Origin of the sequence: Sporomusa termitida, from assembly GCF_007641255.1 — a bacterium.
Classification (GTDB): domain Bacteria; phylum Bacillota; class Negativicutes; order Sporomusales; family Sporomusaceae; genus Sporomusa; species Sporomusa termitida.
Genome location: NZ_CP036259.1, coordinates 2,803,298 through 2,817,086 on the forward strand (window position 1 = coordinate 2,803,298; position 13,789 = coordinate 2,817,086).

General features: G+C 41.9%; 17 protein-coding genes. 2 read left to right on the forward strand and 15 right to left on the reverse strand.

The features are described from left to right. Positions 1–128: 128 nt before the first annotated feature. The 3 genes from SPTER_RS13270 to SPTER_RS13280 form a co-directional block, all read right to left on the reverse strand. Entirely contained in the window at positions 129–863 is a 735-nt protein-coding gene (locus SPTER_RS13270; RefSeq protein WP_144350818.1) for a hypothetical protein, read from the reverse strand. 272 nt (positions 864–1,135) lie between these two features. Continuing rightward, complete coding sequence (locus SPTER_RS13275) at positions 1,136–1,990, reverse strand: HNH endonuclease (RefSeq protein ID WP_144350819.1); 855 nt, start codon at positions 1,988–1,990, stop codon at positions 1,136–1,138. After that, complete coding sequence (locus SPTER_RS13280) at positions 1,962–3,851, reverse strand: AbiJ-related protein (protein ID WP_144350820.1); 1,890 nt, start codon at positions 3,849–3,851, stop codon at positions 1,962–1,964. Before SPTER_RS13280 ends, SPTER_RS13275 begins: the two co-directional genes overlap by 29 nt. 323 nt (positions 3,852–4,174) lie before the next feature. Between SPTER_RS13280 and SPTER_RS13285 the strand changes: the two genes are divergently transcribed. Then, positions 4,175–4,828, forward strand: a complete 654-nt coding sequence (locus SPTER_RS13285; RefSeq protein ID WP_144350821.1) for an HhH-GPD family protein — start codon at positions 4,175–4,177, stop codon at positions 4,826–4,828. Between the two features lie 14 nt (positions 4,829–4,842). After that, complete coding sequence (locus SPTER_RS13290) at positions 4,843–6,177, forward strand: DNA cytosine methyltransferase (RefSeq protein WP_144350822.1); 1,335 nt, start codon at positions 4,843–4,845, stop codon at positions 6,175–6,177. Here the strand turns inward: SPTER_RS13290 and SPTER_RS13295 are convergent. The 12 genes from SPTER_RS13295 to SPTER_RS13345 all read right to left on the reverse strand — a co-directional run bounded on the left by SPTER_RS13295 (position 6,152) and on the right by SPTER_RS13345 (position 13,772). Beyond that, positions 6,152–6,973 (reverse strand): BsaWI family type II restriction enzyme, encoded by an 822-nt coding sequence (locus SPTER_RS13295; protein ID WP_211367280.1) that lies wholly within the window; start codon positions 6,971–6,973, stop codon positions 6,152–6,154. The two genes, SPTER_RS13290 and SPTER_RS13295, sit on opposite strands and share 26 nt — an antisense overlap. Before the next feature lie 214 nt (positions 6,974–7,187). Beyond that, complete coding sequence (locus SPTER_RS13300; protein ID WP_144350824.1) at positions 7,188–8,786, reverse strand: recombinase family protein; 1,599 nt, start codon at positions 8,784–8,786, stop codon at positions 7,188–7,190. Positions 8,787–8,800: 14 nt separating this feature from the next. Then, positions 8,801–10,432, reverse strand: a complete 1,632-nt coding sequence (locus SPTER_RS13305; RefSeq protein WP_144350825.1) for a recombinase family protein — start codon at positions 10,430–10,432, stop codon at positions 8,801–8,803. 56 nt (positions 10,433–10,488) lie between these two features. Next, the gene (locus tag SPTER_RS13310; RefSeq protein ID WP_144350826.1) at positions 10,489–10,782 is read right to left on the reverse strand and encodes a hypothetical protein; all 294 of its coding nucleotides are present in this window, start codon (positions 10,780–10,782) and stop codon (positions 10,489–10,491) included. Positions 10,783–10,921: 139 nt separating this feature from the next. Further along, the gene (locus tag SPTER_RS13315) at positions 10,922–11,101 is read right to left on the reverse strand and encodes a SymE family type I addiction module toxin (protein ID WP_170233264.1); all 180 of its coding nucleotides are present in this window, start codon (positions 11,099–11,101) and stop codon (positions 10,922–10,924) included. Positions 11,102–11,165: 64 nt separating this feature from the next. Then, positions 11,166–11,306: an SHOCT domain-containing protein gene (locus SPTER_RS24765; RefSeq protein WP_170233265.1), complete on the reverse strand. Its 141-nt coding sequence runs from the start codon at positions 11,304–11,306 to the stop codon at positions 11,166–11,168. 120 nt (positions 11,307–11,426) lie between these two features. Further along, positions 11,427–12,083, reverse strand: coding sequence for a hypothetical protein (locus SPTER_RS13320; RefSeq protein ID WP_144350828.1), 657 nt, complete (start codon positions 12,081–12,083; stop codon positions 11,427–11,429). Further along, the gene (locus SPTER_RS13325; RefSeq protein ID WP_144350829.1) at positions 12,084–12,323 is read right to left on the reverse strand and encodes a hypothetical protein; all 240 of its coding nucleotides are present in this window, start codon (positions 12,321–12,323) and stop codon (positions 12,084–12,086) included. It lies immediately after the preceding gene. Between the two features lie 34 nt (positions 12,324–12,357). Continuing rightward, positions 12,358–12,801 carry a glycoside hydrolase family 73 protein gene (locus SPTER_RS13330; RefSeq protein ID WP_144350830.1) on the reverse strand — a complete coding sequence of 148 codons (444 nt, stop codon included), beginning with the start codon at positions 12,799–12,801 and terminating at the stop codon, positions 12,358–12,360. Then, positions 12,798–13,076, reverse strand: coding sequence for a hypothetical protein (locus SPTER_RS13335; protein ID WP_144350831.1), 279 nt, complete (start codon positions 13,074–13,076; stop codon positions 12,798–12,800). The genes SPTER_RS13330 and SPTER_RS13335 overlap by 4 nt, the downstream gene beginning before the upstream one ends. Then, positions 13,073–13,264 (reverse strand): hypothetical protein, encoded by a 192-nt coding sequence (locus SPTER_RS13340; protein ID WP_144350832.1) that lies wholly within the window; start codon positions 13,262–13,264, stop codon positions 13,073–13,075. The genes SPTER_RS13335 and SPTER_RS13340 overlap by 4 nt, the downstream gene beginning before the upstream one ends. A gap of 130 nt (positions 13,265–13,394) precedes the next feature. Next, positions 13,395–13,772, reverse strand: a complete 378-nt coding sequence (locus SPTER_RS13345; protein WP_144350833.1) for a hypothetical protein — start codon at positions 13,770–13,772, stop codon at positions 13,395–13,397. Between the last annotated feature and the right edge of the window lie 17 nt (positions 13,773–13,789).

Consider the following 13,789-nt stretch of genomic DNA (forward strand, 5'->3'; position numbering starts at 1 on the left):
TCTGGAACTGTATCAACTTAAATCCGGCATATTTTTACAATATATCCCAATTTTAGAATAACACATCTGCGTCAAAGGTGCAAAAAGCCGGCAAAGGTTATTGCTTTCCTTTTACCGGCTATCCGATTTTATGTTTTGCCATCCGAAATCAATTCACTTGAACAAGTTTTTTCTTCAATCTCTCTATACTTTTCAAGAACACTTAAAGTTTTTTCCTTAAGACGGTCTACCAGTTCCTCATGCCTTTTGTCGGTTGGCAGCCAAAGTTCCCCGTATTGCTTGGCAAAAGCCTTAAACAGTACGTCTTCATTGTTAGTTTCTTCAATCCCCAATATTTCCGACATAATTTTTTCGCTTCGTATCGCCGACATGAAATCATAAAATATCTTGCTTATTCTTTCACTTGCGAACTTTGTAGCAAGTCCCGAGGTATATGGTACACTTGGAACGATGCAGCTTACTTTCATTCTCTTTTTCTTCTTGCCTCTTCCCATAAAGCTTGGTTCAGAAGTATCTTCGAGAAGCTTGAGCTTTATGATATCTTCTGCATCGAGGTTATCCCCCTGTATCGTAGTCGAGTATGCCTCAATGCCATTATCGCCGAGTACTCGTTCAAGTCTTTTCAGTTGGAAGCTTAACACATCATAAATTTTATCTTTCTTCTCCGCCTTTCTTTCAAATTGGGGAGCAGGAAGGTCAAATTGGTAGAATCTCTCGTCCTGTAACAGATTGATATGGAAGCTCACGGTGAATACATAGGGGGTTCCTTTAATAAAGTCTTTTTGATTATTAATGATAAGCGCACTGAACTTATCATTAATTTTTTCATCAAAAATATCTGTATTGTGCAGAATATATTCCATAAACTAGTCCTCCTTAGAGTGAATTGCAACAATTATTCCCAGTTGGGAGCAATCATTTTTGTCAATTCGTGAAACTTATCCGTATCTTATTACACCTTCAAATACTACTATAATATTTACCAATTATAATGTCCTCGGCCGATAATAGAGCATATGGAAAAATCAAATAAAATTGATGCTGAAGCTTCCTGACCTATCTTCCTCAAGCATACTACTATTGGCAAGATACGGCTAAATTCTGGCATAATATTCATATTATTTTACTTAAAAGCTTATTTATTATTTATTTCTATAATACATTGATTTATAAAATCATCACATGTAGCTAACCCTTCAATAAACGCTGCCTCCCAATAATTTTCCCCAAATTCTTGCCTTTTCGAATTTGCTTCCTCGATTAACCATTGACTAATATCGTGCCCAGATATCGGCGGATGATTATGTGCTACGATAGAGCGTTTGATTTCCGAAGCTACACTGGCGGTTTGTACTTTATATCTATTCTTTAGCTTGAGTATCTCAAAATGTGATAAAACAATTGTAAATAATGTACTATTTATAGTTCCTGGATTAAAAATATTAAAATTCGCTACGGGAACATCGTCAGAATAAACTACTATTGTGCTTAAATACCTATCAGTAGGTAAATTTTCATAATATAAATTTATAGTGCCGCGGTGATTACTTGATGTAAGCCAGTTATCATTCCGAATGTTATTACATTCAAAACAACAAGGAATTAAATTTATAGGCATTACGCTGTACTCCGGAAAGGTATCCTTAGGCATATAATGATCAAATGTTGTTGGTGCATTAATACCGCAATACTGGCACTTTCCACGTAGAGTAGGATTTTGAGCTTCTAAAATTTTTGTTTTAAGTGCTGCTAAAGGTTTTGTTGTACTTTCATAACAATTAAGTAAGGCACTTTTATCAGTTTGATTATAAACTACCGAATTTACAACTGAAAGGTCCATTTTATTTTGTATATAATCTTGATAGCGATTCTGTATGTCCGGTGCCAATACAAGTAATGCAGACTTAACTTCTGGTTTTCTCTTTGCCTGCATTATATCCGAAAAGTAATTATAACAGCAATTATCTGCCAGCGGGCTTAGATTTTTCATTATTATTATCCTCACTAATTAATGCCTTAACTATCATTTTTGCATTAAAGCTTAGTCTTTTTTCAAATAATGACAATATGTCCTCGTAACTCAGCTGTTTAGCTAATTGAATAAAATAGTCTTTGTGAATACTTGGAACTGCGCCTACATAAAAAATATCATTTGTAATAGTTGTAAGATTTTCTCCAAAGCACTCTATTCCAGGAACGCGAACAGATGGAACGTTGCCAATTCGTTCAATTATATGAATATACTTTGAAGGAACTTCTTGGGCAATAACTGGCGAATGAGATGCAATTATTGCATACGATTCAAACGTATTCAACAGTTTATACAGTGCTCTAACGACTTTGGCTATCGCGTTAGGGTGCAAATGGGTTTCTGGTTCATCAAAAAGCAAAAGAGAATCTTTCTCAATATATGCAATAACTTGGGTCATAGTAGCAAACACCATGTTCTGACCGGAACTATATTTAGCAAGATCACTAACTGTCAAGTTTGATTCAAGGGAAAAAAGCTCCTCATCTTCCATAATGTCACAAAGAATATCTTTCCAGAAATTAACACGCTTATGCCTTATAATAGTAGCTTTTGCCTTGTTTAGCTCAGTAACTACTGCCTGCAAATCCAAATATCCTTGCCTATTACGAACTCCACAATATTTATAACTTCCATAATTTTGATGTTTTTTTTCAGGTTTAGAGAATTCATCAAATATACTATATGAAATAGCAATAATCTTACTAAAGCTTGGTCGGTCAGGGAAAAAATTATCTTTATGTTGGACATTCCCGCTAATTATTTGAGCAAGACTTGCAAGTAATTGTGTTTTACCGGTTCCATTTTTTCCAATAAGGAGGTTTATTCTATATGGCAAATAATCATTTTCATTAAAGTTGAACTTAATTATATGAAGTTCTTCAGCTTTTGAAAGTTTATAAGAGAACGTAAAATCAAAATTCTTATCTATTTCATTTCCCTGAATATTTATATAGTTTTTTCCTTCTTTGAAAGCTTTTTCTGCTTCACTATATCGTAAAAGCGATTGTGAAAAGGCTTCCTCTGATTTGAATTCAGAAGCTAATGCTTCGTTGATAGCGATATCGTTTAAGGCATCTAAAACCTGAAATCTTAAATCTAAGCATATAGCAGATATTTCTTTATAGTAATCAACAGATTGACCAAGGGAACAATATGATGGATTCAATCGATAGAAGTGATCTGGTAGATCTGTTGTATCTCTACCTTTTTCTAATATTTTCACATCGCCTAAAGTGTATTTTTTACTACGAGATATAAAATAGCTAGCATGAAATAAAGTTTGATATCCATAGTCATTCCAAGAATCCCCCATAAGTTGAATACAGGGAAACCTTGCCTCCTGAGGAAGCTTCCCTTTCCACTCTACAGTGTAGAAAGGAATGCCTACAGTGTCGCTTACTTCTTCTATTTTTATTATCCTATACACTGGTGTACCCACAATAAAACCAGCCATATCGACAGTATAACCACTGTACTCCAAGTATTCACTATAACAATAAAGACGCTCATTTAATGTATCAATATTTAATTGCACGTCTGGATGAATGGTTAGCTCTAAAAAATCTATAAATATTTGGTCATCACAATCGGATAACTTTAGATAGTTCCATAACAATTCTTTTTCTGACCAATCGTAGTTAGATATCATGTGTTGTACGATATCTTCCTCCGCATTTCTAAAACGAGGGTCGGTTGATGGCATAGTCTTTAGATCCCAAATTCGAGTTAAAAAATCAATTAACTCACTTTCGCCATAAAATGGAACTGACTGCTTGGTTAATATATCTATTATATTTTGTCGTATGCTTGGTATGATCATATGTTTCACTCATTTCCTTTCAAGATTCTTCAAATTAGTAATTAAAGAAAGATACAACACTCTATTACTCTATTACCCTATTATCTTTCATCTAAATCTTGTTTACGTCTTTATGATCGGTAACAATTCTAATAAGGACCAACTTAATCTCATATATCCCATTGCCCAACCACAATACCCTTGTATTACCCCACATTAAGATTTCATTGTTGACACGCTTCGCACGCTCTTATATTATTAACAGAAGAGGAGTTCACATAGAATTTTCTCTTTAATGCGCGGTATGTAATTAAAAATAAATCACTTTCATACCGCTAAAAATTATGATATTGAAAAATTTTTTTATTGACTGGTACACAACTAATGGTCGTTACTTCCCCTGGCGTGCAGTAGACGAAACTGCATATAAAATCTTAGTTACAGAGATTTTCTTAAAACAAACCCCGGCTTCTTCTGTAGCTAGAATTTGGAATGATTTTTTTTATTTCTACCCGGATCTATATACTTTGGCAATTGCTGATAAAGACAGCCTGTATTCACTAATTAAACCTCTTGGATTTGCAAATCAACGAGCAGAGTCTTTAAAAGCAACGGCTTCCTGGCTGATTGAAAACTACCAGGGGATTATTCCAAGCAATATAGATAGCTTGCTGCAAATCCCAAGCGTAGGTATATACACAGCCAAAGCGGTCTCCTGCTTTGCTTTTGGCAAGCATGTTGAAATTGTAGATACAAATGTACTACGTTTTTTTTCAAGATATTTTGCAATTAAAGTAGCACCAGACATAAGAAGAAATAAAACCGCATGGGATCTAGCAAAAGATATACTTCCACTCGGTCATGATGGAGACGGAATCGCAAGAAAACACAATTACGGCATTCTTGATTTTACAGCTCAAGTGTGTAAAACTCGGAAACCGTCGTGTTCGAATTGTCTACTAGCTTCTTCCTGTCTAAGTATTCAATCTATTAATTAGGGAGAGAAATCTACTTGGATAAAAAACCACTTATTTCCATTGATCTATTTGCAGGAGCTGGAGGATTAACACAAGGCTTCAAAAGCGAAGGTTTTAAAAGTCTATATGCAAATGATTTTGATAAAGCAGCACTAGAAACTTTTTCTCTTAATCATCCCGATACCATTACTTCATCGACTCCTATAGAAGAAATTAAACCATCCGATATAAGAAAGCAGTTGGGTCTTGCCAAAGGAGATTTGGATGTATTACTGGGTGGTCCACCCTGTCAAGGATTTTCAACTTATGGCAAACGAGATCCTAGCGATCTCCGGAATAAATTACCCCAGTATTTTCTGGACTTTCTTGAAGAATTTGAACCAAAAACATTTGTTATCGAAAATGTAACTGGTATTCTAACTATGGGAAAAGGAAAAGTCATTGAGAATATTGTAAAACGGGCCGAACAGATAGGGTACGGAGTTACTGTTGAAGTTTTAGATGCTGCTGAGTTTGGCGTTCCTCAATACAGAAAACGCGTGTTTATTCTAGGCGCTTGGAATAATAAAATAATATCTACGCCCGTACCCACACATAAAATACAAGGTCAAAACGGCTTTAAGAGAAAACAGTTACTGGAACAACCTACTACTATCGAAAAAGAAATACAAACCGTCAAACCTACAATAACCGTACGGGATGCTATTTCGGATTTACCTGTAGAAGTCCTGCAGCCTAAAAATACTCACATATCAATCTCCTATTCACAAAACCCAGTTAGCAATTATCAACTAGAAATGCGTGATGGTTCTTCAATGCTTACCCATCACTCAGCGAAACAAATGTTAGGGATTCGGCGCCTCCGCCTGGCCTTGTTGCGCCCTGGCGATTACGGTACAAAAATAAAGGCAAGAATTTTTGAAGATGGTTTACCAGAAGAGTTGGTTGACGAATTATTAGGTGGAAAGGGATTACGGAGTTTAGATCACTGCAGAACCGAAGATCGGGTAAAGGAACTGGAATTAAGAAGAATATTACTCCAAGGTCATGTCGATATTGAGGAAGTACTTAAGTCTTTAGATTCCGGAGGATTTGCCAATAAATACCGGCGTCTAGATTGGAATACTCCTTCGCATACTCTGGTAGCACATATGGCCAGGGATTGTTCTGATTTCGTCCATCCAGAAATAGACCGCTTCATCTCTGTACGCGAAGCGGCTAGATTACAATCCTTTCCAGATAAGTATTATTTCCATGGCTCGCAATTTAGCCAGTTTAAACAAATTGGCAACGCGGTCCCGCCAAAGCTGGGGGCAGGCGTTGCAAAGGCTATTAAATCATTTCTTAGAGCTCTGCACAATATTGAATAAATGCATCGGGTGATTCTAACATATTCACAGTATGAATACGCCTGCCACTTTTAGTTGTCTTGGGTGACGGAACTGTCCGGCTATTGTAACTGAAACATACATTAAAATCACCTCGTTCCTCAATTAAATCCCTTTTATGCGTTGGTTTTTCTGGCACTCCAAATTCTCCACGGTTGGTAAAATCTCTAGGTGGGTTTGATTTAACATCTAGCGTCCAAAGAATACTTGTATACCCAGCCTGCATCATTATCCTACTGGCGGGAACATCATCAGATATTCTCTCCGCGAGACTAGCCTTAACGTGTAGTCCTCCCAAAATACCGTACCCATTCAGGAGGCCCTTTCTTTCACCTTGCTTCTCAATTAAAACATCTAACTTGCTTTTACTCACAACAACCGACAAACCCATTCTATCCATAGCTTGAGCTTTATTCTTCAATAAGGGGACTAGTCTAATCCCCATCTCGCTTAACGCTGGATTATATGCCTGCGCTATAAACATTTCCAGAGCATCTCCACTCGCTCTTACCCAGCTTTGGAACTGATTTCCTCCATTATCAACCGAAATATAAGTACGATAAATAACATGGTGCCATAAATCTGATATATTTTCACTCGGGCAACGTTGGATTGCATAAATTAGAGTATCAGCTATTGCTTCTCTTTTCTTTGGTGAATCATTCAGCTTTTGAATAAAATAGTTTCTAATTGCTTGGTAATCCTGTTCCGACATGTTAACCAGTTCAACCGTATCTTTCTTAGAAACTTGAAGTATCATAATAATTTCACCTTTCACCTTTATAATCGAGGATATGTATAATTCTATAAATATTGTTTATAATTCTTCCAATTTCGCGAAATCCCTGCCCTTTCTAACAAAAAACACACTAGACTGTTTAGTCTAGTGCGTTCTCGAATAGTTCAAGAAATTATGCATCTCAAACAAAGCCCTTAAAGCTTTATTTCACAAAGCTTTAAGGGCTTTGTTTGAGATTACAAGAATTAATTGATCACAGTATTTCCATAATTCCAACCCCCGATTGCAGCACAAACTCTACTTGCACCAGATTGATTACCTTGATCCGCTCTACCAGCATGCCGAATAGCTCTTCGTCAAATTCCCCTATCGTATCCATGGACCGCAATACCTCAGTTATCTCCTTCATTCTGCCAAAAGTATCCTGGCGCGCGATTTCCGCCACTGTAACACTCGCCCTCTTGTTTTTCAGTTCCTCAATCCTGGCACCAATCCGGCAATATTCCTCACTGTAAATGGTATCATCAATCCCTGTTCTTAAATTCAATTTGACCAGTGCGGCCAGCTCCGCGTGCAGTTCTTTTAGTTCCGAGTCAATCAGCGCCAAATCCACCATACTGGTCTGTTCACGAAAGGCTATCTCAATATTCTCCAGCATGCCTGAAATGAGTGTGTCTTTATCCACTAAAAGTTGGTTCACAACCCGCACGAACGCCTCCTGCAGTTTTTCCTCGTCAAGAGTCGTCATATCGCAGGCTTTTTTGCCATCCTGCATTCGCGTCCGGCATATCCAGATCGGTTTCTTGTATTTACCAGTACCCCAGTATTTTCTGGTAAACTTCCAACCGCATGCGCTGCAAACGATTTTCCCGGAAAAAGGATACTGGCTCGTATAACGGCTGCGGTTTTTATCCCCACCCGCTAACTTACTGCGTCGTTCCATTTCCATCTGCACCGCTTGAAAGGTTTCCTTCGAAATAATGGCTGGGTGGCTGTTCTCAACAAAGTACTGCGGGACCTGGCCCTCGTTTTTTACCCGCTTATGGGTAAGAAAATCCACGGTAATCGTCTTTTGCAACAAGGCATCCCCGGCGAGCTTTTCGTTTTGCAACATTTGTCTAATAACCGACTCATGCCAAACAGCGCCGCCGGTCGCGGTAAGAATTCCGTCAGCCTCAAGCCCTTTTTTAATTTTCCTAAGACCCTTGCCCTCCACCAAATACTCCTTAACTATCCGCCGCAGATGAGCGGCCGCCTGCTCGTCAATAATGAGTTCACCGTTTTCGTCCTTGTCAAAGCCCATGAATTTCTTGTGATTGACGCGTACCTTGCCCTGCTGAAACCGCCGCGTAATGCCCCACCGACTGTTTTCACTAATCGAGCGGGACTCATCCTGAGCGAGTGAACTCAAGATCGTCAACAAGACCTCACCCTTAGCATCCAGCGTGTCGATATTTTCCTTCTCAAAATATACTCCTATGCCTTTATCTTTGAGCATTCTTACATACTGCAGACAATCTAATGTGTTGCGGGCAAACCGGGAAATGGATTTGGTGATGATCATGTCAATTTTACCTAATAGGCAGTCGTCGATCATCCGGTGAAAGTCCGTACGTTTTTTGGTATTGGTGCCGGTAATGCCTTCATCGGCGTAAATGCCGGCAAATTCCCATTCCGGGCGCTTTTTAATATGTTCTTCGTAATAACTGACCTGCGTTTCGTAGCTACTGAGCTGTTCTTCCGTATCAGTACTGACTCGGCAGTACGCACATACCCTTTTCTTTGCCGCTATATCCAGTCCCCGGATTACCTGCATCGGTTTAGCCGGGATTACAGAAACCACTCTACTCATACATTCTCCTCTTTCTATTGCAACCCATGAATACCCCGTTCTTTTACGAACTGTTGCTCTATAGCCAGTCCATTTTTCAGTTCAAAAACTAAGTGCGTTGGCGTGAGCACTTGTACCCGCTCCACCAACGCACTGCATATTTCTTCATCAAACTCTTCCATAATATAAACTTGACCTTCCAGAACCGCCACAATTTCCTGCGTCCTGGCCTTAACCTCAGTCAGCTTGCTGTCATCGCCGCTCAACTCATTCTTCTGATTACGTAATTTCTCCAATTGCTGTTTCAGCCTTTCATATTCCGCCTGAAAATCCAGAGTCTCACCGCTGTCCTTGATTTGCTTGCGAATTAGGACTTTCATTTCCTCGACGACCTTGTCTATTGCCAGTTCAAGCTTACGATCTTGCCCGCCTATGCTCTCGACCCGCAGCCCTTTCTCTACATTGTCCAGGAAGCGTTTCAGCAAAAAATCCTTATTTTTATAGAGCTTGTTGAACGCCCGCACAAATACTGCCTTGAGCGTAATATCATCGACACCTTTCATAGAGCAAGCCTCTTTCCCTTCCTTAAAATAAGTGCGGCACTGCCAAACAATCTGCTTGGTTGGCCCATTACTGTTCCAAGACCGACGTGTGAAAGTCGCCCCGCAATGACCGCAAACCAGCTTGCCGCTGAAAGCATACCTATTGAGATATTTCACCCTGTCGCCCGGCAGGTTCCCATATTGTATGGCACGTTCCGCCATCAGCCGCTGCACCAGGTCAAACTCCTCCCTGGTGATAATGGCTTCATGGTTGTTTTGCACCCGGTACAGGGGCAATTCGCCTCTGTTCTTTCTCTTCCGGTGTGTCAGGTGATCTTCCGTGAAGGTCTTTTGCTGGACTAAGTCGCCGCAGTATTTTTCGTTGGTAAGAATTCCTCGTACCACAGACGCCTGCCATTTCGCTGATCCCGTTACCGTTCGGATATTCATTGCGGTCAGTAGGTCAGCTATCATCTCGGTGCCTTTGCCGGCAATGTACTCACGAAATATCAACTTTACAATCCGGGCCTCTGCCGGGTTCACCTGTAATTGACCGTTTTCGTCCAGGTCATAGCCAAGAAACCGGCTGGAAATAACAACAACCTTGCCCTTCTCGAACTTCTTCCGGTAGGCCCACTTTATATTTTCGGATGTGCTTCGGCTCTCTTCCTGGGCGATAGAGGCCAACACGGTCATTAGCAGTTCACTCTCGATGCTTAATGTATTGATGTTTTCGCGTTCAAAGAACACCGCCACACCTAGCTCCTTTAGATAACGGACGGTCTCCAGGCAGTCTGCTGTATTGCGGACAAACCGGGAAATGGATTTGGTGATGATCAGATTGATCCGCCCGGTCTGAGCGTCTCTAATCATCCGGTTAAATTCGGTTCGCTTTTCTTTTTTCGTGCCAGTAATGCCGCCGTCCGCATAAATACCTGCAAAATCCCACTCAATTTTCTGCTGAATGTACCCGGTATAGTACGCGACCTGGTTCTCATAGGAATCCATCTGATCAGAAGACGCCGAGCTAACCCGACAGTAGGCGCATACCTTGAGTCTGGTCTCTAGCGGCGCCTCGGACATTCCCGCCTTTGCTTTGGGTAAAATGGTCAGAACCTTCTTCATCGCTCTCCCCCCTTTCTTCCGGTATAGAAAAAACCGCCCACAGGCGGTCACTTGATTTATCGCCAGCAAAACATGAGCTGGCCGTTGTTGTGCTCGATAATGTCTGCTATTTCCTCAACCGTCATCGAAGCGATCTTTCTTTCGGTGACCCCTTCAACGAAGATGGCAGCTTCCGGCTGTCCGCCGCGCTTCACATCTTCGGCTAGTTCATACCATTCGTTCCTCTCGCTCATTAGTTCGGTGGGGGCCGAATTGACCCGACAGTAGATGCATACCTTTGAGTTAGCCTTTAACGGCACACTGTTTATTGCAGGCTTGTCCTGAGATGAAATGGTTAGCGTCCGTTTCATTTTTTGATCACCTCCCTTCGTCAGTGTGATGCTAGCTCTGTTGTCACCACAAAGCAAGTCAATTGTGATGAGGAAACATATGGATTCTGATAAAAAATAGGGCTTGGAATAATTACCAAGCCGTCGTCATTACTGCTCCTTAAATATTTTCTTTCTGTACCAAGCGGATGACCAACTCCCCTTCTCCTTCTTCCACTGCAACATGGTTTCCGGTTTTAAACCCCAGCCCTTGCAGCCACTTTCCTTGCAGTATGATACAAGGCACATTCAGTTTGGAATACGCCGCCGATGAATAAATCTTTAAAATGCGTTTGCCCACCGCCAGTCCCCCTCGCTGTCTGACATGTTAGCTCTGGTTGTGCTGCATTGCAAGTTAAAGCTGGTTACTGGGCAAAACTTTTCCTATTCTCGGCATCAATACGCTGGAATTCTGCCGGCGTGATCAACCCTTTGTTCAACAGTTGCTTTAACAGATACTTGCTAATTAAATACTCCATGTTTGTTTTTTCAGGAGTTACCATCATCGCCCCTCCATTTCTTGTAAAAGCGGCTGTCGCAGCAAGGGAAAATCCCACTATATTATTGTTGCTTTTACATCAAACACTATATGGCAGAAAAATTCTTAGTGCGACAGCCCTCTTTTCTTAATGCGGTATCGTCAGTATGATTCCAATTCTGGAATGCTCCGGGCGGTCCAGGTTTGCATGCCCGTAAACGCCTAAGTACCCGATATTACCGTGTGGGGCAATAATAGGCACTTTGGGGACACTAACCTTCCAGCTATAGGCCGCGAACACTTCCTGATAACTGCCGCCAATCTGGAACAACCGTTCGGGGTAGGCTTTGATGTTATATTGGTTCAAGATAACCGGCGCTGCGGGCGCAATGGGTTCAGCCTTCGCCGGAGCCGCACTGGCCGATGGCAAAACCGGAACACTGGCCGGATGCTTAGGATCGGTAACTACCGCAAACTGGCCGCCGGATTTTTTCAGTTCAGCCTGGATGGTCTCCTCCAGTTTCGTCCCGGTAGTCTGTACCACGGCATCCGGCACTTTATCTTTCTCTTCTTTTATCTTTTGCGCTATTGCTGCTACTTGCGTTGGTGAAAGGGGAACTTGAGCGGCGTTTGCTGCTCTCTCAACTCCCGTCGGTGTCGCTGCCTGCTCCTGTGATTCGAGCGTGATCGGCACTGGTGGATGTGCCCTGTCCCAGATTAATATTCCGGTCAGCAGAATGATGACGGCCAAAGCAATGCCAAGAAGTGCCCTTGCATGGTTATCGATCCAGGCAAGGATGTACAATCAAAGCACCCCCAGGAGCTTCCCGAGGATGGCGGCCAGCAGGACAATGGCCAGAACGCCGGCTTTGCCATATTTTTGCACATAGGGCCGTACAAGTGTCTTTAATTTGTTTAGAATTGACACTTTCTTCGTAAGGGTGATGGCGCTCTGAACCGGAATAAACGGCGCTGGCTCCTTGGTTTGTCTGGCCTCTTTGCGTCCGGCAGCAGTCGCGGTTTTAACGGTTTTATCAGGTTGCATATTGGTGACCTCCTACTATAAAACAAACGCCTTTTTAGGCGTCAAAGCGGGTTAATTTGTTGGCACGAATTGTCGCTAACACTTTATTCGCATAATCTGGATCGGTGGCATACTTGGCGCCCATCAGCCTCACAAATTGCACCAGATTCGGCAGGGCGGCAACGGCGGGAGCGTAGCACGGCTCCTGGGTCATCAAAATGCACCAGTCATCGCATGCATGTAGTAAACTGGGATAATCCTGGAACTTGGCCCGGATCGTCACATAGCGGCTACCCTCGTATTCCTGCGTTGGCAGTTCAATGTACGGGCCGACACCATTCCACTTGCGGCCAAACAGGTTATACTTGCCGATAACCGATTTGCCCCAACCGCTCTCAATCGCCCCTTGGGCAATCAGTACGCTCGCGGGCAGGTTATAGCACCCTGTCTGCGCTCGTGCCGCTGGCGCCAGCCACTCAATAAATTCATTTGCGGTCATTCCTTCAGCTCCTCTTCTTCTGGGTCAGGCATTACTCCCTGCCGTGTGTTCCATTTGCTGTCCACCACCCACTTGCCCCAGCCGACGGCGGCGGCCGTGGCGATTGCGCCAACACCGGCCCAGCAACTGGCAAGGTCATAGTTGGCGCCACCCTCGCCGTTGCGGAAGAACGCGTACAGGTAGACAAAAAACAGGATGAGCGTCATCGTCAGGATAACGCCCACCCAATTGCTATACAAAAAGCAAAACCAATGTTTGATGATTTGCTTAATCATTTGAGCAACACCTTCTGAATAACAACCATCACAATGCCTGTGATAACGCCGGTTGCCCCGGCCGCTTTCCAGACTGCCATTTCCAGAGCGTGAAGCCGTTTAAATATTTCCTCATCATTTCTTTCTAAAGTTGTAATCGCTTTGCACTGGCCGCTGTGCTGCATGCAGACCCATTCGGGCTGTCCCATTCCCTCACCGCTTTCTTAAAAAATTTGACGCTGGCTTTTGCCCCTATTTTACTTTTGATATTTGCAATCTATATTTGTGCATTTACCTTGCTCATCTAACTTATGTCCACAAATAGGGCAACGGATTGCTTTAGCCATTCAAAATTTCCTCCATTTTTGTGTCATAAACTGCCTTCAGTATGTTTCTTTCATTGTTTAACTCATCCATAAGAGCAGAATCAATATTACGGAGGGCGATGATGTACGCTAGATCATTGGCATTAAGTAAAGGCTCAAATTCAGCGTTGAGTAAATTTATTTTTTCTTCTTTTGTCAATGGCTTGGGAGTAGAGGGGTCGGTAAAATTTGTACCATCATAATCCCAACCCTCCATCACTTCCGGCCTATTCGTTACATCAACAAACAGTAATGAGTGATGAAAGCGATGAGAATACATTTCTTCTAAAGTCTCATCACTCTCAAATATCCAATGAGCTTTATTATAAAGAATTTGTGCATATCGCATCATCAACTGCTCCCCTTTTT

Coding starts and splice junctions, on each gene's coding strand:
- SPTER_RS13270 (WP_144350818.1), bottom strand. CDS start 863: ATGGAATATATTCTGCACAATACAGATATTTTTGATGAAAAAATTAAT.
- SPTER_RS13275 (WP_144350819.1), bottom strand. CDS start 1,990: ATGAAAAATCTAAGCCCGCTGGCAGATAATTGCTGTTATAATTACTTT.
- SPTER_RS13280 (WP_144350820.1), bottom strand. CDS start 3,851: ATGATCATACCAAGCATACGACAAAATATAATAGATATATTAACCAAG.
- SPTER_RS13285 (WP_144350821.1), top strand. CDS start 4,175: ATGATATTGAAAAATTTTTTTATTGACTGGTACACAACTAATGGTCGT.
- SPTER_RS13300 (WP_144350824.1), bottom strand. CDS start 8,786: ATGAGTAGAGTGGTTTCTGTAATCCCGGCTAAACCGATGCAGGTAATC.
- SPTER_RS13305 (WP_144350825.1), bottom strand. CDS start 10,432: ATGAAGAAGGTTCTGACCATTTTACCCAAAGCAAAGGCGGGAATGTCC.
- SPTER_RS13310 (WP_144350826.1), bottom strand. CDS start 10,782: ATGAAACGGACGCTAACCATTTCATCTCAGGACAAGCCTGCAATAAAC.
- SPTER_RS24765 (WP_170233265.1), bottom strand. CDS start 11,306: ATGATGGTAACTCCTGAAAAAACAAACATGGAGTATTTAATTAGCAAG.
- SPTER_RS13325 (WP_144350829.1), bottom strand. CDS start 12,323: ATGCAACCTGATAAAACCGTTAAAACCGCGACTGCTGCCGGACGCAAA.
- SPTER_RS13330 (WP_144350830.1), bottom strand. CDS start 12,801: ATGACCGCAAATGAATTTATTGAGTGGCTGGCGCCAGCGGCACGAGCG.
- SPTER_RS13335 (WP_144350831.1), bottom strand. CDS start 13,076: ATGATTAAGCAAATCATCAAACATTGGTTTTGCTTTTTGTATAGCAAT.
- SPTER_RS13340 (WP_144350832.1), bottom strand. CDS start 13,264: ATGGGACAGCCCGAATGGGTCTGCATGCAGCACAGCGGCCAGTGCAAA.
- SPTER_RS13345 (WP_144350833.1), bottom strand. CDS start 13,772: ATGATGCGATATGCACAAATTCTTTATAATAAAGCTCATTGGATATTT.